Source organism: Pseudanabaena sp. CCNP1317 (genome assembly GCF_034931345.1).
Taxonomy (GTDB): Bacteria; Cyanobacteriota; Cyanobacteriia; order Pseudanabaenales; family Pseudanabaenaceae; genus Pseudanabaena; species Pseudanabaena galeata.
This window is the reverse complement of the sequence record NZ_JAYGIF010000149.1, coordinates 66,694-85,826: the sequence shown is the minus strand read 5'-3', so window position 1 is coordinate 85,826 and position 19,133 is coordinate 66,694. Positions and strand designations below refer to the sequence as shown.

Annotated in this window: 16 protein-coding genes; 2 read left to right on the top strand and 14 right to left on the bottom strand. The window is 46.4% G+C overall.

Annotation, left to right across the window (positions count from 1 at the left end; translation table 11 throughout):
* Positions 1 to 25 precede the first annotated feature (25 nt).
* From topA to VB775_RS22855, 14 genes are all read right to left on the bottom strand, one after another.
* Positions 26 to 2,293, bottom strand: a complete 2,268-nt coding sequence (gene topA / locus VB775_RS22920; RefSeq protein WP_281010050.1) for a type I DNA topoisomerase — start codon at positions 2,291 to 2,293, stop codon at positions 26 to 28.
* A 37-nt stretch (positions 2,294 to 2,330) separates the two neighbouring features.
* Entirely contained in the window at positions 2,331 to 3,038 is a 708-nt protein-coding gene (locus tag VB775_RS22915) for a hypothetical protein (RefSeq protein ID WP_281010051.1), read from the bottom strand.
* 9 nt (positions 3,039 to 3,047) lie between these two features.
* The gene (locus VB775_RS22910; protein ID WP_281010052.1) at positions 3,048 to 4,283 is read right to left on the bottom strand and encodes a hypothetical protein; all 1,236 of its coding nucleotides are present in this window, start codon (positions 4,281 to 4,283) and stop codon (positions 3,048 to 3,050) included.
* A gap of 9 nt (positions 4,284 to 4,292) precedes the next feature.
* Positions 4,293 to 6,224 (bottom strand): type IV secretory system conjugative DNA transfer family protein, encoded by a 1,932-nt coding sequence (locus VB775_RS22905; protein WP_281010053.1) that lies wholly within the window; start codon positions 6,222 to 6,224, stop codon positions 4,293 to 4,295.
* A gap of 6 nt (positions 6,225 to 6,230) precedes the next feature.
* Positions 6,231 to 7,505, bottom strand: a complete 1,275-nt coding sequence (locus VB775_RS22900; RefSeq protein WP_281010054.1) for a hypothetical protein — start codon at positions 7,503 to 7,505, stop codon at positions 6,231 to 6,233.
* Positions 7,506 to 7,507: 2 nt separating this feature from the next.
* On the bottom strand, positions 7,508 to 8,083 hold the full coding sequence (locus tag VB775_RS22895; RefSeq protein WP_323216975.1) for a hypothetical protein: 576 nt from the start codon (positions 8,081 to 8,083) through the stop codon (positions 7,508 to 7,510).
* 39 nt (positions 8,084 to 8,122) lie between these two features.
* Positions 8,123 to 9,619, bottom strand: a complete 1,497-nt coding sequence (locus tag VB775_RS22890) for a TrbI/VirB10 family protein (protein ID WP_281010056.1) — start codon at positions 9,617 to 9,619, stop codon at positions 8,123 to 8,125.
* Between the two features lie 31 nt (positions 9,620 to 9,650).
* A complete protein-coding gene (locus VB775_RS22885) occupies positions 9,651 to 10,484 on the bottom strand; it encodes a hypothetical protein (RefSeq protein ID WP_281010058.1) in 834 nt (277 codons plus the stop codon).
* Positions 10,485 to 10,489: 5 nt separating this feature from the next.
* Complete coding sequence (locus VB775_RS22880) at positions 10,490 to 11,527, bottom strand: hypothetical protein (RefSeq protein WP_281010059.1); 1,038 nt, start codon at positions 11,525 to 11,527, stop codon at positions 10,490 to 10,492.
* 11 nt (positions 11,528 to 11,538) lie between these two features.
* Positions 11,539 to 12,504 carry a hypothetical protein gene (locus tag VB775_RS22875; protein WP_281010060.1) on the bottom strand — a complete coding sequence of 322 codons (966 nt, stop codon included), beginning with the start codon at positions 12,502 to 12,504 and terminating at the stop codon, positions 11,539 to 11,541.
* A gap of 31 nt (positions 12,505 to 12,535) precedes the next feature.
* Positions 12,536 to 15,283, bottom strand: coding sequence for a hypothetical protein (locus tag VB775_RS22870; RefSeq protein WP_323216974.1), 2,748 nt, complete (start codon positions 15,281 to 15,283; stop codon positions 12,536 to 12,538).
* Positions 15,270 to 15,590, bottom strand: coding sequence for a hypothetical protein (locus VB775_RS22865; protein ID WP_281009955.1), 321 nt, complete (start codon positions 15,588 to 15,590; stop codon positions 15,270 to 15,272). The genes VB775_RS22870 and VB775_RS22865 overlap by 14 nt, the downstream gene beginning before the upstream one ends.
* 4 nt (positions 15,591 to 15,594) lie before the next feature.
* Positions 15,595 to 16,176, bottom strand: coding sequence for a hypothetical protein (locus tag VB775_RS22860; protein WP_281009956.1), 582 nt, complete (start codon positions 16,174 to 16,176; stop codon positions 15,595 to 15,597).
* A gap of 175 nt (positions 16,177 to 16,351) precedes the next feature.
* Complete coding sequence (locus VB775_RS22855; RefSeq protein ID WP_281009957.1) at positions 16,352 to 16,600, bottom strand: helix-turn-helix domain-containing protein; 249 nt, start codon at positions 16,598 to 16,600, stop codon at positions 16,352 to 16,354.
* A gap of 302 nt (positions 16,601 to 16,902) precedes the next feature.
* On the opposite strand from VB775_RS22855, the gene VB775_RS22850 reads away from it, so the two are divergent.
* Together VB775_RS22850 and VB775_RS22845 are read left to right on the top strand one after the other, a co-directional pair.
* Positions 16,903 to 17,886, top strand: a complete 984-nt coding sequence (locus VB775_RS22850) for an SDR family NAD(P)-dependent oxidoreductase (RefSeq protein WP_281009958.1) — start codon at positions 16,903 to 16,905, stop codon at positions 17,884 to 17,886.
* A 301-nt stretch (positions 17,887 to 18,187) separates the two neighbouring features.
* Complete coding sequence (locus VB775_RS22845) at positions 18,188 to 19,129, top strand: tyrosine-type recombinase/integrase (RefSeq protein WP_281009959.1); 942 nt, start codon at positions 18,188 to 18,190, stop codon at positions 19,127 to 19,129.
* Positions 19,130 to 19,133: the final 4 nt, after the last annotated feature.

Here is a 19,133-nt window from a genome sequence, read left to right as displayed (position 1 = left end):
AGAAACTTGCAAATAAGCTTGCTTATCAAGACAACTTTTTAGGACGAGACTTAGCCACTTTACCCGCCTGTTTCGGCTTCCCCTGAGAAACTTTCTTCTCCTTCGCAGTAGCAACCTTACCCAAATTAGGCTTAGCCGCCTCATCCAAATCGCCAAACTTCTTCGACCACCACTTCTCCTGAGAAGACCAGAAAAAGACCACATCCGCATGATCCTTGCGTTGCCGCGCCTGCACATCCGCACACTTCAACATCACCTTATCCACACCATCCTTAGTATAGGGAAACTTAGCCAAAGGCTTGCCACAGACAGGACAAGCAAAACTAGTAACCTCCGCCGTCACTGCATTTTCACCCTTCGGTTGAGGAATCTCCCACTGATTACGGCGATCGCTCCAAAACATGACCAGATTCTCACAGCCATGCTCACACTTGAGAAAATGCCCACCACTCACCTTTTTAGAAGGAATCTTACTGAGAGGATGATTACAAGTAGGACAAGCCACATCCGAAAGCTCATTTTTGCGATTACTTGGTTGTAAATCCGCACCAAGATTCGTATAAGCCCGCGCCAACATTGGCTGAAAATAGGACTGATGCCAACCAATCAAATAGCTCTGCCACTCCAACTTACCCACCGAGACTTCATCCAAAGTAGTCTCCATCCCTGCGGTAAAATCGGCTCTGAGCAGATCGGGAAAAGTTTTATGCAACACATCATCCGTAGACATTCCTAAAGCCGAAGGTTCGAGAACCTTACCCTTGAGTAACACATAGTTTCGATCCTTCAGCGTCTTGACGATCGCTGCAAACGTACTCGGTCTACCCACACCCTGACGTTCTAGTACCTGTACCAACTTCGCCTCGCTATACCTAGCAGGAGGTTGAGTTTGTTTCTGCGTAAAACCTGCATTCGCCAAAGCCAAAGTCTGACCGCTCGTTAACGCAGGAATATGTTTATCCTTACTCAAATCATTCCAATAGCGCGTATAACCCGCAAAGGTGAGAATACTGCCCCTAGTCTGCCAAAGCGTCGAACCAGCCTGAATAATCACCCGACTTTTTTGAATCAAAGCATTCGCACATTGAGAAGCAACGGCTCTGCGCCAGATTAACTCATAGAGTTGATGTTGTTTAGCACTGAGATGATCTCTCACCGTTTTTGGAGTAATACTCAAATAGGTAGGACGAATCGCTTCATGAGCGGATTGAGCTGTTGCCTGTTCGCGATGACGAGTAGTTTTCTTAGGCACATTATCAGGATCGTGTTTCGATAGCCAGTCCTTCACCTCAGCACAAAACTCAGGCGCGAGACTAGTGCTGTCAGTGCGGTGATAGGTAATCAAACCCTTACGTCCGTTCGGCAAATCGACACCCTCAAACAACTCTTGAGCCACCTTCATCGTCTCTTCAGGCGATAGCCCTAATCTCACAGAAGCAGCTTGTTGGAGCGAACTGGTAATAAAAGGCGGTAGAGGTGATTTTTGAGCCGTGACACCCGTAGCTTCGCGAACGATATGGGGATGATTACGGGCAACTTGAATAATTCTGGCAGCTTCCGCTTCCGACAATACCCGTTTTGACTCAACCGTAGATTCCGTATTCACCTCCGCCGCATCATCGGTGACATCCTGATCGTCAAGTACAGGCTCTATCTCACTGCTACCCGCATAGAAAGCTGTGAATCCTTCAGCATATTCCGTCCACACCGACCAATAGTTAATCGGCACAAAAGCACTAATTTCCCGTTCACGCTGACAGACAATATGCAAAGCCACCGACTGCACCCGACCCGCCGAGCTACCGCCGCTAGTACGACGCACCAAAGGCGAAACCTTAAACCCAATCAACCGATCTAAGCATTGTCTCGCTCTTTGAGCCGAAATCAGATTCAAATCTAACTGATGAGCATTAGCGATCGCCGCCTTAACTGCCGTGGGCGTAATCTGGTTATAGACAGCACGTTTGGGATTACGAAGATGCAGTTGCTGTTGTAAATGCCAAGCAATCCCCTCACCCTCGCGATCGCCATCGGTAGCCAGCACCACTTCTGAAGCATTCTTCACCGCCGCCCGAAGTTTAGCGACTACCTGTTGACCCTTGCCTTCCGTCAATTGGTAGCGGCATTCAATTTTGTTGGTATCTGAATGCATCGTAAAGCCCAAGCTATCTTCACCATCTTTAGCAAGTTCCGTAAAGTGACCAAAGGAAGCTTCCACTTGCCATTCACTACCAAGAATTGCTTGGATGGTTTTGCACTTGGATGGAGATTCAACGAGTAACAGCTTTTTCATGTTTTTGTACCTGTGTAAACTTTACCACCAAACAGACTTACTTATGATTTTCAATAGGTTTAGATTGTTGTACGTTTAACATCTCCACAGCCCTAGCAATATTTGCCGCATCAAGATCGGTAACATGGGACTCTAAGATTTTTCCCTGCGACTCCACAAGGATCGCATTAGCAGGACGATCCTTCGCATTCAATGTCATCGTATCCGATGCCTTTTCGAGATTGAACTTGTAATTCCCCTTGCCATCAGGACGTTCAAAGATAAGATTATTACCATCATCTCTACCCTTTACCTGTAGTAATTCGCGACAATCACGCGCCAGTTTCAGATCGCGTTCTGCATCAGTAATTTGACTAGGAGAACTGGGCATAGCAGCAGTTGCAGTATCTTCAGACTTACCGTCTGATTGATCTTTACGCAGATTACTCAACCCATCAAACATTGACAGCGCCAAATTCTGAATCTGCGTTGCATAATCGCTCTGGTTTTGTTCTGGAATAACAGCATTCACCTGTTGAGCATCATTACCACCCGAATTAGAATCGCTACCCTTGCCCCGTACCTGCGATGGTTGCCACTCTTCATCAAATACATCATCTTTATCGATCATCGTTAAATCCTTAATATTAGTGGAAGATATTTCTCGTTCAGCGATCGCTAAAATATGGGTGCTATGCAGTTCCACAACTTGGTTAAACACAGTCATGAACTGAGCCATATCCCGATCTGGGTTCGCAGTAATCATCGCCTTTACCTAACGCTCTAAATCGGGGCTGGATTGTTCTAGCAGAGGCTGAGGCGAATTCATCCGTTGAAACGCTTGTTGGAAGTTGTTTAAATCAGTTGGATTCATCGCATTAAGAGAGATTTGCCCTTGCGTAGTCCGCAAAATATCTTCGCCAGTATAGTTATTGACAATGGTGATATCACCATCCTGATTTCTTTGGAAATTGTAATATTCACCCTTAAACGACTCCTGACCAGTCTCATTAAGGGCATTTTCAACAACCACTACACCCCTAGCCCCAGCAGGAGCCAGATCTCCCAGCTTATCTACTGCCGCGAGATAACCCTGATTCTGAGTCAAACTTGCCATATCCACAGTCGTCGTCCTAAAGGCAGTTTTAGTAAAGTCAATCTGTTGGTCAACCGTAGTCCTATCCTCAACAAACACAGCCCGATCGCTTTGCAATTCAAACTTAGCGATCGCCTCACCATCAAGGTTAGAAATCTCATAGAGATTGTCCTGAGATTGAATGCGATAATTTTCCGCTTCATACTTGCCATCGACACCCAATTTTGCTACTAGGGCAACCGACACCGCCGCCATCACCTGTTGTCTAAAGTCATCAAAAGATAGAGGATTAGAACGTCCTAACTCATCACGATCGCTGATACCATCGCCATCAGTATCAATGCTGCGAGGATTGAGTCCCATCCGCAGTTCATCCACATCAGTAATCCCATCCCCATCTAAATCTCGCCGTAGTAACTCGGCTAACTCTATTTTTGGGAGTTCTCGCCATTCCACATCGATATAATTCTCTTCCGTAAAAATGGGCAATGGTGACTGCGATGACTTAGGCAGTGGCGGTAGATTACTACCAGATAGAGGTGATGGCTGAATGGGTGCTTTGGGAAGCATCGCAAAATCTGGATCACCTTTATCCCGAGGATTATTCGAGATGACAGTCAAAGCCTGTGAAGTCTCAGGAGCAGTAGAGCGATCTGGTGCAGCCTGATATCTGCGCCACCAATCATCCATGATGTCCTGATCCCATTGCTGAGATACCTGATCCCACTCCGCATCACTGAATCCCGATGATGGAGCATCAGGCTCTTGCCTGTTTCCATCTTTCTCTTGCAATAACTCTTCCTGCTTACCTAACAATTGCCTCAGCAGTTCTGCTAGAGCTTCAATCGTAGTTTGTGCGATCGCCAATTGTTGAGCATTAGCCTGAGACGCTTCCGATGTCTGCATAAAAACCATAATTTACCTCTATAAACCTTCAGCCCAAGCAGGAACAGTGGACTTAGGAGCATTGGGAGCATCTTTCGCAGGTAAAGGAAAATGCTCTTGAAAGTAATCTTTACGGGAAGCGATCGCCCCATCCGTAATCGGTACTTGACTACCAGATTTAGCCAACCTAACTTTTAGAGACTCCCATTTAGACTTGCTCTTATCTGCCCTCTCCGCGTCAACTTTGGGGATTTTAATATGACAACGCCGTGGTACATTCGCTTCTTTCTTAGAGCTATAGCCTGGGGAAATGAGAATACAATTACCTTGCGGTAACTTGAGAAAATCCTCTGGAGCAAATAGTTTGCGCGTACGTTCCTGATCCGATGTACTGGTGCTAGTCCGACCACCACCCGTACTACGGGATTTAGATTTGTACTTCAAATGCTCATCACCAAGATAATCAGAGAAAATCTTCGCTGATTCAGGCTCAAGGGGATTAAAAATCGCTTTAGTTGCACAGCCGCCAAAGATTGCTCTTGACACCTCCTTACCATAAGTTTCTTCGAGCTGCACCAAATTCTGGAAACCCAACATACAGGACAAGCCATCCTCACGGTGAACGTTCAGCCATTGGACAAGGCTCGGCAAATAAAGCGTTGGCAACTCATCGATCGCCACTAGCAGAGGATCTTCGCGTTTAGTGGACACGACATTACGGGTAACAATCATATGTAAAACTGTCGCCAACAATGGTGCAACCACATCCTGCTTTTCGCGCTTCATGCCGATAATCAGCAATTGCTTGCCTTTCAACTGCAAAGGAATCGTCGTCTTGCCACAGAACACGCTGAGGATATCAGGAGACATGAAACGACTAAAGAGAATACTCGCCGTCGAGATTACAGAAGCAACAGTTTTCTCAGAATCTGCCATCGAAATCAACTGTCCAAAACTGGTTTCTACCCAAGTTGGCAAATTGGCATTCTGGACTCTAGCAGGCAGGTTATTCGCACCCAATGCCTTGGCACAGAAAATAATATCAGGATAGGGAGTTGTCTTTGCTAGGAGCAGCACTGCTTGAATCAGTTGGTCGCCACTATTGGTAAAGAAGGGATCTTCACTACCTTTGCCGCCAGACTTGAAGTTGCGATTCAGGACGATCGCTACCTGTCGCGCCATATCCACATCCGCAGCATCACGAATAAAATCAAGGGGATTACAGATACCACTTTCAGGAAAACTAGGGGCAAAGATACTGACCTGATAGCCTGCTGCCGCTGCTACTCCCGCAATGCGCGAGGATTGTTCAGCATATTTGTAATCGTAGAGAATAATCGGAAATCCTTGGTCGATCGCACTGCGAATCGCAGGGTCAATTACGCCATAGGTTTTACCCGAACCCGTACCACCGAGTACGGCAATACCGCGATTAGCATCGGGAAGCCAGATCGTCCGATCCGCTTGCGATACCTGAATCACTTTGGGCTTCTGTCCCGCAACAGGTAGTTCGTGATTGGGTGTAGCCACTCCTGGACGAGAAATCAATTCGGGCGGAAAAATTAATTTAGGCTTAACGATGAACAGAGACAGCTTATTACGTTCGCGGCGATTAATCTGTTCCTTTGCCTTTTTCCGCGCCGCCGCAATCTCCGCGCTATTTGCCCAGTGAGCGTTAGCCAACTTGTTTTTGCTATTGCCGCCACCATTCATGCTCAAGAAAACCATGCCGATGGCACAAGCCGCAATAATGCCACCTGTAGGCGTGAATAGCTGATGAGCAATAAAAGCAAGTTCAGGAGGTAAACCATTGGCTGAAGACTTCTTCTCTACTGAGGTTGGAGAACTGTCTATTTCCTGTGAATACCCCATCTCTACTGGGACGAGACAAGCGATCGAAACCGCGATCGCCAGCAAAATTAGTTTCTTTGAGAAATTTTTATGGCTAAACCAAAACATCAAAAAATTCATGGCAATCTATTTGCTGAAAGGTTTGCTAATGGAAATTGGTGAATTGACCGTCGAGTTGCTAGGAACGGCATAGGGAATCGTGCTTTTTTCTTGGAGAACAACCAACGGTAAGGGAGGGGTAATGTAGGGAGTACAACCTAAATCCACAAACCACGATCGCTGACACCAACGAAACCGCAGACCGAGGGTAATTGTGCCTGTAGCCTCATCTAGAGATTCAATAGTGACGCGAAAAGCATCACCAAAGGGATGATTGCCTGCGGGACCGCGATTGCCAAATAGACCACCTAAAAAGCCGTAACCATCGGGTACTTGCTGCGATGCGGTCATCCATTGCTTGCCAGTATAGTAACCACCTGCAAAGTCTGTAACCTCAATATGCGGGCAATCATTATTACCATCGCAACCCACCGCTTGAAATCCTGACTCAGTAACGCCACCACTAATCGGATTAATGCGATTCTTCTCCCTATTGCCAAGGGCAATATCCACCATACCAAACCTGACATTGGGCAGTAACGCTGGAGCATTGGGAAATTGGGAAAGACTGAGTTTACCTAAACCCGTAGCATTCAAATCCGATAAAACCACGCTCGATGCACCTTGAATATTACCTAAAGGCAACTGAGCAAAGCCTGCAATCGATTCGATGCTATAGCTATTCAACCGATCGCCAAGACTGCTCAAGGATAAATTACCAAGATCGGGAAAAGCATTTACCAATTGCCCCACAGTCATACCAGACATTTCACCACTCAGACGGTTGAGATTGGCAGATCCAGATTTCTGGGTAACCAGATCGAAGATGGGTTGAACTTGGCTCAAAGACCGATCGCGCAGATCTGGCAGTGACTGCAACAAACTATTAATCGTCTGCTGCGAAGTAAGTTCGCCCAATTGACCAAGACTGACATTGCTCAGGGAAACACCAGCACGACTAGCGATCGCCTGTAAGCTCATTTGCTCTAAACCCAGAGACTGAAGTGAACCCACCGTCAGATAGCGATCTGGGCTAACAAAACTACCGATTGCCAGATTGGTTAAGGCATTTGGAGAAAGTAGTTGCGATAGCTGTTGCTGCAATTGGGCGGTAACTTGGATTTTCGGTAAATTCTCGAAACTGATTCTCGTAAAATCAGGAATCATAACCGATTGAGCATTCCCAAATGGCTGTACTGTCATAGGCAAAGATTGAGCAGAAGCAAAATCGGCATTGAAAATAGCGATCGCCGCAGAGGAGATCGCTAACGCCGTTATTGGGATGATACGTTTATACAACATGATTAGAAATCCAACGATGTTTTATTGATTTGAGCAGGGGCTGTCGGTGTAAGCGGAGCAAGGCGAGGGATTTGAGCATCGGGAACAACTTCCAAAATGCTGTAGGCAGGAGTGGGGACATTCAGAACTAATTGAAACTGATAGAGATTTCTTAGCCCACCTGTTCCTGTGGTGATCACAGTTAAGGAGGTGCGATTTCCTCTTGCCGAGGCAGATAGATTCATATCCAAGTCAATCGGTCTCGCAAGTTGCCGCAGATTAATTACCGTTGCCCCGCAATTGCTATCGTTCGTAACGTCCTTACAGAGGGGACTGTCATAGTCCATGACCACCTTAGAAGGATTACCCAACCACACCTTTTTGATAATCTCGCCCGTCTTGATGAAGCTAATATTTAAGGACTGCATTGGCGATAGGCTAACTACCGAGGTCACGCCGCTTACACCCATCGCCTGACTGACACCAATCTGCTGCTTGGCAGGAAAGATAGTCTCGGAATGAGCGATCGCAGGTAGTGACAAGACTAGAAAAGCGAATGTCCCTGAGATGGCATATTTTCGACATGGCAAAAAGTTCATAACCATAGAACTGGATCGTTGATAGAAGATTGGTATTAGCTAGAAAATCACAGTTTGATTGACAAACACTTGCAGTTCTTTACCTGCGGGGATAAAGAAGACATTGGGACGGGTTTTAATCTCCTCGATCGCCTGTTGACTACGACGATTCAAAGTTTCTGAGAGAACGCCAAAGCCACCACTAATCGCCGCACCGAGATAGTTGGGGGGTGGTGCAGTACTGACCGTGGCACTCCCGCCAATGGACGAGATGCTGCTAGTAGTTGTGGGACTATTGGTAAGTTTGCCAACTTCCGCTAATGCCGAAGTAATGAAGCTCGCCACATCCATACCGCTAATTTCCGCACCGCGATCGAAGTACTTGTCCGCGACTAAAGGCGCACCCTCCGCACCACGAATCGAGATGGCATTGGGTGGTGGAATCAACTCGCGACCATTGATCGCAATACCAACCACATCCAATTCAGCTAGTCCTGATTTGGCATCAAGAGGACGAGCGGTAACGATTAACACCGCATCCGCAGGAATTATAGGCTTACCATCCGCTGTCGTAATTGGTTCTTGGAGAGTGACGATAAATTTAGGAATGAGTCCAGGGGCGCTACCCATAGTCCGACTGCCATCGGTGGAGAACACAACTGATGTTTTCAATGCGGCTTTAGCAGTTGTCCCGACCAGCAAAGTATTTGCAGGTGTAGTCTTTGGCAAGGATTTTTCCGCTTGAGCGAGATAGTTAGTGAGCGAATTTAAGGGTGGTTTCTCAATTGTAGGAATTGAAGAATTGGGATTGTTAACGCTATTTGCAGCAACTGGACTGACCGCGATCGCGCGAGGCATTTCCGTAGGCGCAGCCAGATTGCCATAACTGCCGATGCTTGCCAAGCGCTGCCATTCATCGGCGGGGTTTTTAGCTTCAGGTGGACTCGCCGAAAAGTTACGTGGCGGCAGCATCACAGGTGTTGGTTGCGACATCACCTGTCGCATCGGTATTGGCTCAAGGGGCGGAGCCGATAGATTCCTTACGGGTGAGACGGTTGGGAGATCGGCAGACTGTGCGGGATTGGCTTCTAACTTGTCTTTGGAATCAGCTTTAGAAGCCAATGCATCTGACTTTGGTAGATTTGCTGGACGCAGTGTTTTTGATTTACCCGCAGAAAGCTGACTACCTAAAGCTAAATCCGTCTTGAACTTGGCAATTTCCGCATCCTTAGGATCGGTGGTCGAGGTTAGGGCAAGCTTTTCATCATTGGATTTAGCCGTTAATTGCTTGGCATTAGATGGCGACATAATGCTATTCATGAATAGCCCCACCAGCAAAAATCCTAGAGAACCAACCCCACCAACCAAAGCCATCTTAGAAAAAGGACTGCCAACAATACCCCTAATTGTCCGATGCTGCTCTGGATCTGGGTCATCACTAAAATCATCGATCGCTAAGCTCGTATTATTTACATCGGGTTGAAACCCAGTTAACTGAGCAAAGTCAATTTCATCGGTTACGCTTACTGATTGTGGTTCTTGAACTTCGGTAATCATCACAACTCCTTCAAGTATCGACAGAGAAAAGTTATTTCAAATCATTTCGGGTGAGATCTCGCATGGCATAGATTTCTAGTCCAGAGGATTTCACTTTGAAAATGGCTTGCTCCAGAGGTGAAGCATCGGCTTTCAGATTCGGCACATCGATCGCCTGAATAAAGATTTCTTTATTAAAGGGAACCGATTCGCCAACTTGATTGAGGGGACTGAAAGTAACCAGATTTGCCACCAGATTAACTTTCCATTTCCCTTTCTCAATCTCTTCAGGAACCGTAATCGTCTGCGGCACTAGAATTACCTTGCTGCCCCCTGAGAAAACCTCTATCGGTGTGAGTTCCGCGATCGATGAGAGCAATCCTTTACGGAAGTCTTCAGAAAAAGCAAAGCTGGCTTGCCATGCCGTGGTAGTGATTTTCTTTTTCAAGCCCTTGTCCGCCGTAACTTCCACGCCAGTATCTAAAAGCGGCTTCCCATTTTGACTTGCCTCAGAGGGCAGTTCCCCTGTCCATGTCATCAGTGCCATCACCTGCTGAGTGACAAACTGTTTTACCACTTCAGGAGATCTGGTTTTATTTTCACTGGCGATCGCCGTAATCGCTTTACCGCCCGACAACTGTACGAGCGTTGGTGGTTTCTGGGAAGCAAGGGAGGCATATGCACCAATCAGAGCGATCAGCCCTAAACTATTGAGTGCCGATAAGCCAAGTATGCCGAACAAAATCGATACCACCAGTACGTCTTTAGGAGTTTTGGCTTTACTACGGTGGGATAGACCAGCAGGAATAAAGCGATGGAAAGCATTAGTTTCATCTGTTTCTGGTTTTGGTTCAGTATTCACTTCAGTATTTGGATATGAGTTCATGGGAATTACCTAGAAATGCGTAGACCGATATTTAAACCTGCGGAAGCGGCGGCACTTGCTGCCGAGAGAATGGCGCTAAATATTGCCATGCCACCACCCGCTGATAGGGATAGGGCAAGAATTGGTGCAAGTAGTCCGAGGGTGATGGCAATGGAGAGTGTATCCAGTTGTGCGGATGCGGCGATCGCGGTGGCGGCAAGTCCTGTGACAATGTTCAAGCTTAGTTTTGCCATCCCTAATGACCAAAATCCCGTCATCCATGCATAGAGTGGCTTTGCCCCGATGGGTAGTAAGGAAGCACCAACCGCAAGGGGACCGAGTAAACCTGTCAGTAAAAATCCGACCTCAATCAAAGCCTGAAACGCCGACTGCATCGCCACCATAAAAGTCTCAATTGCCGCCAGCATAATTGACCTTGAAATCACCGTACCGGGGAAGAGATTAGTAACTGTTTCAAGAGGATTTTCACTTGCTTTCTCGATTTGTTTTTGTAACTTACCAACCAAAGCCGCAGCAACTGCACCGTAGTTGGATTGGTAATTACCGAGAAGGGCTTGAGCTTTGGTATTCACCTCTTGTAAGCAGACCTGCATCTCCTCATTTTTAGTGAGTCCATTGCATTGCTGACGGTAGGCAATGATTTGCTCTTGGGCGACCGAAAAATCAGCTAGGGCTGATAGGGTTTTCTCCAATTGGGCGGTGGAGGTAATTGCGCCTAAGACCGAGTTATTGGCATTGTTAATCACTGTCCGCATCCCATTGGTTAGTCCAATTAGATTTTGACCACCATTAGTGAGCAGCACAATGACAATTACTGGCCAGATTAATTCCCCAAACTGCCGATAGCTCTGGTCATCAATCAAGTTTTTGGTGAATTGGATTGTCCATAGCAACAGCGAAGCCACGGCAACGATCAATCCCAGATTGGTGAGCGCTTGATAGAGCGTGCCATTAAAGGCAAGTTCCCAAGTGTTCTGCCATGCCCCTTGTACCGCTAGCGATACCTCTTCTGAATTGTTGACGATCGCTTGAGCAATCAGCATAGGTCATCTCGCTATCTTAGAAAGGTATAGGGCATCCGTTGTTGCACGGTGGAGTTGCGCTCGATCAACCGATCTTGGCGATCACCTTTGAGGGAGGCGTTAATCTGGTCAAGATTGAGCAGTGATGTGGCTCCCTGTTGGGTTTGTTGCACTTGCAGCGCTAATTGTTGAGCGTCAATCTGAGCGCGTTGGCTATTCTGTTCGGCTACCTGTGAGTTCTGTTCAGATAGCAACCCCAATTGATTAGCGACGTTACCAACCTGATTGGCATTGTTGCCAAACTGGGAAGCAATATTGGCAAGGATTGCCGAATTACCTGCATTTTGCTGCACCACAATCTTGAGGACATCCTGTGTCGATAGGGCGGCTTGTGCTTGCTGCGAAAGTCCATCCACCTGTTGGGAACGGGCTAAGGAATTCTGAGCAAAGCTAACAGAATTCGCCGCGATCTGTTGGGAGACATCAGCGATCGCGGTGCTAGTTTCTGCACCTGTCGCTGTATTCAAAGATAGCTGTCCAACGTTCTGAGCATTGACGAGCATATCTTCAAGGGTTTTCTTCAACCTTGCTTGCCCCTCTTCTCCCAATACATTTTGGATCGAGGTATTCGTAATTGCCGAGGTGACCACACCTTGATTGATCAATGTGCCATTTAGCCCCGCACTGTTAAATGCTCCCTCGATCTGAGCGAGAACGGTGGCTTCGGCTTTACTGGGATCTGGTAATCCCAGTTGCCCAATTGACTGAGTAATGGCGGCTTGTACCTGTGGTAAGTACTGCCCAAGTAGCTTGTCCATCTGTGCTTTTAAGAAATCGCCAGAATTGATCGAGGTAATCAGTTGATTGACCTGTTGAATTAATCCTGTGAGTTCGGGTGGTAATGGAACTTGAGCATCCGCAGGGTGGGGACTAAATAGCAAAAGCGAACAGGTTGCGAGGCTGATGACTGCAATCTGACGGGGTTTTCGTTTGTTCATGGCAGTGTCAGGAGTTTTTAGAGGTGAAAAATTAAGCAGCCAGTTCGGGTAATTTCAGCTTGCGCCCATCCCTCAAAGCACTTGCCATCTCGCGCGAAAAAGCAGCCAGCCCTTTATAGGGATCTGCCATGGCAAGCATGTAAGCAGTACGTGCCTCTTGCTCATCGGGATTGTTTGCCACAACGCCTAGTTGGATATAGCTAGGGAAAAAACGCACGAATGTATAAATGCCTGCATCATCTAGCAGCCATTGCGAATAGATCGCCTCGCGTTTGGGGAAGAACCGCTCCTCTGCATTCTGGGCAATCACCTCTCTGGGATATTTGAGAATGCTCACAAAGCTATCCACTGCCGATGGTTGGATGCGACCGATTAATCTGGTGGATAGATTTTGCAAGATTTTCGGTGCGGAGGGCGATCTGGCGATCGTGTCAGGATCTTGGGCGGAAATAATTACCTTAATACCCGCTTTGGCTCCATTGGCACAGAGCCTTGCCACCATTTCCGAGATCGTCGGATATTCAAATAGAATCGGGGCTTCATCGATGAACAGGATACTTGCAGGTGATGATAAAGCGCGTCGCAGGGCGGCGGAATATGCCGATAAAGCTAAAATCGCCGCATCCTCTGCTTCCGATAGGTTTCGTAGGGCAAACACCAATAGTCTTGCATCACTACGAAAAGTCGATGGACGGGAAATGGCGCGACCGATTCTGGAGTTAAGCCAGAATCGCAGTTGAATCACTATTTGATTGGTGGCTTGATCGATCTGTTCGCTATCAGCAACATCGGAGGTAATTTCCGCTTTACCCTCCGTCAAAAAGTAATCCAGAAAGTCCGACAGAGTTGGCATATTGCTCCATGCTTCTGTACCGAATCCATCAGCGATCGCCCGATCGTATCTGGCTTTAATCTGCTGATCGTCAAAGAAGCTATTAACCACAGGCACTAACAAAGCCCTAATCAATTGCCGCAGTTGCCTTTCTGATGAAGAGAGGTCATGCTGACTTGCCCCGAACACCATTGTCATCAATGCTGATTCTACAAAGGATTTGAAATCCCGTAGCCGTTCTTCTGCTTGTTCAGGGTCAAAGGCTCGCAGATCTGGTAATTCGAGCAAGTTTGAGGACTCTTTGCTAATGTCAAAATAGGCTCCCAGTTCACCGATGAAATGGGTGTAGTCCGTGAACGTACTCGTGCCATCGGGCTTAGGGAAATCGAGAGCCACAATTTGCTGTTCTTGGCATAGGGCTTGAGACAAAATCGCCGATACTAATACCGACTTACCCGCACGGGTAGTTGCAAAAATACCGATATTGCGATGCTTGCGTACATCGATATATAAAGGCATTCCGCCTTCTTCCGTAATCAATTCAAAGCCATTCTCATCAACAGATCTGGGCATCACACAGCTTGTAAAGGCAACTGCTTCATCTGATAAATAAACATGGCGACGGGGGAATGGTTGAGCCAGCAGATTTCCCACTGTTACTGGTAAGGTTTGTTTCCACATCAGCCATGCATATTCCGTCTCGCGTTCTACCCAAGCAGGACGCTGGAAGCAACTGCAAAAATAGCGACAGGCATCATCAAGGGCAATCAAGTTGGGACGACGAATCAACACCGCCACAGCCACATTAATTGGCATAGCTCCCTCATATAGTGCTTCCTGTGCCTTGACCGCTTTTTGCTGTTTCAGTGACGCATTAACATTGATGTTATTCAAGGATGCCGATTGCTCTTGCGAGACAATGCTCTGCTTGGTCACCCGTTGCATATTTGCTTTGACAATGGTTTCATTGGCTCTTGTGAATTGACAAAACACTTCTGTATTTGCCACAGAGTCGCGTGCGATCGCTTCCCAGAGATAGCGCATCTGCTTACCCTTAGATACCCAACCCCCTGGTTTATCCATGAAGGTTAGTACGCCGATATATTCACCCTTGAGATGCACAAACCCATTGTCAGCAAAGGGAATCGAATCGGGACGCTCTAACAATAGTGTTTTTAGATGCACTTGGGTATTGATACGCTCTTCCACACCCCGCTCGGACATCACCAACAACTGCGGAATCGTAGGAGGATTGCTGCTATTAAATTGCCGCCAGAGATGCTCCCATAGTTCCTGCTCGGTCAAGGGTCGCAGGTCTAAACCCATGCGATTAACGAGAATCTGCTCCCAGTTCAAGAAGCCATCGGTAAAAGCCTTAGCAAAAGCAATCTCATGACGCTCCTGCTCAATTTGCTTTTCCTGACCCATCAATTGCTGCGATAGCTTCTGTACCCACGCCAGTGCTTTTTCAAGACCATCATTGCCTTCAGCCGTGGAACCACGCACAGTATAGGTGGCATAGAGTCTCAGGAATTTTGGTTTGCGTAGTCCTGCCTTAGATAGCTCCTGTACTCTCTGCTTTTCACCCATGACTAGAAACTTGAGCTGCGGCGTATCCGCTTGTTCGTAAAGTTCTTGGAGTTGCTGTTGGCGATCGCTGTCGGAACTAACCGAACCAAAATGCACCGTCAGCTTTTCACCATCAGGAATATCTTTCAACCCTGATTGAATCGCCTCAAATAGCGATTCTTCCTGATCCGTTGAGAGGGTGGTATGAATGCCCTTCGACTCCCAGCCAAATACAAACTGTAACGATTCGAGAGACGATTGCCCCTGCTTGAGGACGAAACAACTGACGGCGCGACCGCGTAGCTCGAACTTGAGCAGACATTCTACGGCTAGCTCTTTTTCAAAATGGCGATATCGCTTCTGCTTAACGCTCTGCATACTTTCTTGCCTCCTGTTTACGCATCCCCTTGTACTGATAAACGCCTCGCGTCCATCGTGGCACAGGGATAAATTTTGATAAAAAACGATAGGGCTTTGAACCAGTTAAAATCCACCATGTCGCATCACCCCATGCCACGATTAGCAATACCCATAACCAAGGCAGATTCAGAACCACGTAGCAAATCATGAACAGAGTAAAACTGATAATCGCCCAAGGAATGATTAGCTCAGTGGGAAACGGTCCAATCTTGGGACTTGCCCCCAAAATGGCATTGACCTTACGGAATTTGTATTCTTCTGCCATAGTGTTAGGCTGCACCTGTGATGATGCCTGCCAAAATGTCGCCCATTGTCACCGTTACTACCAGAATTAGCGGAGTTCTAGCCATTTGCTGCCAGTCATCGTCGTTTCGAGCTGATTGAATCACTTTTACTAGTCCAATTCCCAGATAGATTACAAACAAGGCTCGCAACACATTGAAAATCAGGGCAACTAGTCCTGTATCAATCCCAGGAATTGCCCCTGTCATCCATGTCTGAGTCCTATTGAAAAACTGGGCTTGAGCTGGCTCCACTGTGAGAATTAGCAGTAAACCAATCACAAAACCAATGGCGATACCCAGTAATAAAACGGGACTGTACTTGGATTGCCGAATCAATTGCTCGAATTTACCATAGAGCATCAGCAATACCTTTGGGAAGGCTATCAGCAAACCAATCAAGGCGAGTAAAGCTGTGAGATACATTCCTTTAGAGCAAGCAAAGGTGATGACGATTCCCACAATTGAAGCCGTCAATGTGGCTATCTGAAGATTTTGGATTTGGCTGAGGAAGTTACTGCGGTGGGGACTATAGGGAACTCTCAGGGAATTAATTGGATAGGTTTTCATAGTTGCTATCTAGAAAAATGTGAGACATGGGAAATAGATGCACAAAAGCCATAGGCAACAAAGCGATCTGATTACCTTTGCACCTCTACTTTTGAAAAGCATTCTGATTGATAGTTCTTTTCCCGTCAATAACCGAACAGCATACGCACTGTCGTTTTAGGCTGTATTTGAAACATCACGATCGCCGCCGCCGATCTGCTAAGGCATCGTTTAAGCCACCTTGCAAATATTGCTTCCGCAACCTCCAGAGACGGGTTCTTTTAACCCGCAGCACTCGCATTACTTCGGAGATGTCCACACCGTCATGCAGAGCAAGTAATACCTGTGCACGATTGATGGTTGACGCATGACCATTACCTTTTAAGCATAGAGACACGCATTGGCGATAATCGGTGTTGGTGAGGGTGATTTTTAGTCTTTCCATGTTTCAAATAACGTTTTGTAAAGTTTGGCGTGGGGCTACTTTTTTTTGCTAATCATTACTTTTGTCGGACAATTATTTGTTAACTTTCCTGACTAGAATGTTTTATGTAAAACAAATTTTATAAGCATAATCTTCTCAACTAATCTCTGGAAATATTTCATAGGGAAGATTCAGCATATTTTATAGCTATTGTTGAAGATGAGAAGGGGGAAATTAAACAATACAAAAGATTGGTTATGCCCGCCTATTCATATAGGTAAGCGATAATTGGAAAGTGGTTTGCAAAATGGAGATGGTTTATCATGGCAGGAAATTTAAAAGGGAAAGTTGCCTTGGTAACAGGCGCTTCACGGGGAATTGGCAAAGGGATTGCTATTGGTTTGGGTGAAGCAGGTGCGTTGGTTTATATCACGGGGCGCAGTGTGCATCAGACAAATTCTATAGAAACTATCTCGGGAAGCTTACTAGATACCAAAGTCGCAGTAGAAAAGGCGGGTGGAATTTGTATAGCAGTTCCCGTTGATCACAGTGATGATGAGCAAATTAAATCTCTATTTGAGCAAATTGATCGGGAACAAAATGGACAGTTGGATCTATTGGTGAATAATGCTTATGGTGGTGTGCGATCTCTAATTGAGGCAAAGGGTAAACCATTTTGGGAATCGGATCTTAGTCTTTGGGATGCTTGCAATCAAGTCGGTTTGCGAAGTCATTATGTAGCAAGTCATTTTGCTGCAAAGATGATGACTCAAAGCAAACAAGGCTTAATCGTGACGATTTCTTCTTGGGGTGGTTTAGCTCCTATCTTTGGTGTTGCCTATGGTACTGGTAAATCTGCTTGCGATCGCCTTGCGGCTGATATGGGAGTGGAACTAAAGCCGTTTAATGTTGCTTCGATTTCACTTTGGCCAGGGATTGTTGGGACTGAGCAGTTTCATCAGTTGGCGGATGCAAACCTTGAGGGTACTGATAACAATCTTGGTGTGGCGGCGATCGCTGATAAATTCAATTGGGAAACTCCTTTGTTTGTCGGTAGGGTAATTGCTGCTCTATATAATGATTCAGCCCTGATGAAGCGAACTGGGAAAGTTCAGATTGTGGCGGAATTAGCGGCACGTTATGGAATAGTTGATGAGTATGAGCAGCATCCTGTTTCTTTGCGTTCTCTCAGATTTTTATTGGCGCAAGGTTTGCCGAATCTTAAAAGCAAAGCTAGGTTCATTCCCGATCTAAGTGTACCTTGGTGGATTTTGCTTTTAGCAATTCTCAAGTCTCCGAAAATTTGAATATGATTCTAAATCGGGTATGGTAACGATTCGAGTAAAACTGTATCACGACAGGCTGAAGATGTAGATATAGAATTGTTTTCAGAGACTTGCTTTTTGCAGCCTTGATTGACAATCTTAGAATGGAAGATTGTAGGTTTGAGCCACACTAAAGCTAGAGAAAAAGCCTTCATGATCCTAAATTGCCCGAATCGTTGTCATACTTGATCGGCGATCGGACTACGATCAAGATGGCAACCAGTGTCGCAGGTCGTAATATTATTGTGATTCGTGGCTAGAGAACTAATCAATTCATACAGATATGTCGATTCCAGAGCCAACTTTAGTTATTTACGGTGAATTGCCCAAAGCGATCGCTACTACAGACTTACGCCAAGCAAGGGTTGATGAGTTTTTAGCATCAAGGTCTTTGCAGCCGAAGAGTCGTAAGGCTTATCAAGCAGACTTGCGGATATTTATGGACTGGTGCGATCTGGCTTGGGTGGATGTGAGTCGGCGCAAAGTGACGCAGTTTAAAACTTTTTTGCTGAAGGAACGTGAACTAGCACTAAGTTCGGTGAATCGGGTTCTGCGAACTCTGAAATCGTTTTATCGATGGATGTTGCTCTCGGAATATGTGGTTGCCGATCCGACGATTGGGATTCAGCAGGAGCGATTGCCCGATCCTGTGGCAAAGGATTTGGAAGATGAGGAGGTGTTGCTGATTTATGACACGATTGAGTTGAGTAAAATGATGTTGCGCGATCGCGCTTTATTTTCGATTTTGTTGCATGGGTTGAGAGCAGAGGAGGTTTGTCGGCTGAATGTTGAGGATTATGTGAATGGGGAATTGGTGATTAAGGAGGCGAAGTGGGATAGTAAGGGAGAAGTACCTTTGACGAAGTTGGGGATTCAGGATTTGGATGCTTATTTAGATTGGAGGAGGGAGCAAGAAGGGGAGTTATTGCCTGATAATGCTTTGTTTGTATCTTGTTCTAATCGTAGTCAGGGTAAGCGCTTGACCTATTGGGGAATTCGGCATGTGATGGATGATTTGGCGGAGAAGACGGGGATTGATTTGCATTCGCATCGGGGAAGACATACGTTTGCAACGAATTTGATTGTGAAGTATGAGTTAGATCCATCTTTGGCGATGGAGTTGACCAGACATCGGGATGTCAGGAGTTTTAGGCGTTATACCAATCGTAAGAATAAGATTGCGGCGAAACGTGCTTTTTTGAAGGCGGCTGAACGTTTGGATTAGAGGG

Bases quoted from the DNA above. Each gene is read 5' to 3' on its own strand.
- VB775_RS22850 (WP_281009958.1), top strand. From the start codon at position 16,903: ATGGCAGGAAATTTAAAAGGGAAAGTTGCCTTGGTAACAGGCGCTTCA.
- VB775_RS22905 (WP_281010053.1), bottom strand. From the start codon at position 6,224: ATGAATTTTTTGATGTTTTGGTTTAGCCATAAAAATTTCTCAAAGAAA.
- VB775_RS22880 (WP_281010059.1), bottom strand. From the start codon at position 11,527: ATGCTGATTGCTCAAGCGATCGTCAACAATTCAGAAGAGGTATCGCTA.
- VB775_RS22885 (WP_281010058.1), bottom strand. From the start codon at position 10,484: ATGAACTCATATCCAAATACTGAAGTGAATACTGAACCAAAACCAGAA.
- VB775_RS22855 (WP_281009957.1), bottom strand. From the start codon at position 16,600: ATGGAAAGACTAAAAATCACCCTCACCAACACCGATTATCGCCAATGC.
- VB775_RS22900 (WP_281010054.1), bottom strand. From the start codon at position 7,505: ATGTTGTATAAACGTATCATCCCAATAACGGCGTTAGCGATCTCCTCT.
- VB775_RS22915 (WP_281010051.1), bottom strand. From the start codon at position 3,038: ATGATTACTGCGAACCCAGATCGGGATATGGCTCAGTTCATGACTGTG.
- VB775_RS22865 (WP_281009955.1), bottom strand. From the start codon at position 15,590: ATGGCAGAAGAATACAAATTCCGTAAGGTCAATGCCATTTTGGGGGCA.
- VB775_RS22910 (WP_281010052.1), bottom strand. From the start codon at position 4,283: ATGGTTTTTATGCAGACATCGGAAGCGTCTCAGGCTAATGCTCAACAA.
- VB775_RS22860 (WP_281009956.1), bottom strand. From the start codon at position 16,176: ATGAAAACCTATCCAATTAATTCCCTGAGAGTTCCCTATAGTCCCCAC.
- VB775_RS22890 (WP_281010056.1), bottom strand. From the start codon at position 9,619: ATGATTACCGAAGTTCAAGAACCACAATCAGTAAGCGTAACCGATGAA.
- VB775_RS22875 (WP_281010060.1), bottom strand. From the start codon at position 12,504: ATGAACAAACGAAAACCCCGTCAGATTGCAGTCATCAGCCTCGCAACC.
- VB775_RS22845 (WP_281009959.1), top strand. From the start codon at position 18,188: ATGTCGATTCCAGAGCCAACTTTAGTTATTTACGGTGAATTGCCCAAA.
- VB775_RS22870 (WP_323216974.1), bottom strand. From the start codon at position 15,283: ATGCAGAGCGTTAAGCAGAAGCGATATCGCCATTTTGAAAAAGAGCTA.
- topA (WP_281010050.1), bottom strand. From the start codon at position 2,293: ATGAAAAAGCTGTTACTCGTTGAATCTCCATCCAAGTGCAAAACCATC.
- VB775_RS22895 (WP_323216975.1), bottom strand. From the start codon at position 8,083: ATGAACTTTTTGCCATGTCGAAAATATGCCATCTCAGGGACATTCGCT.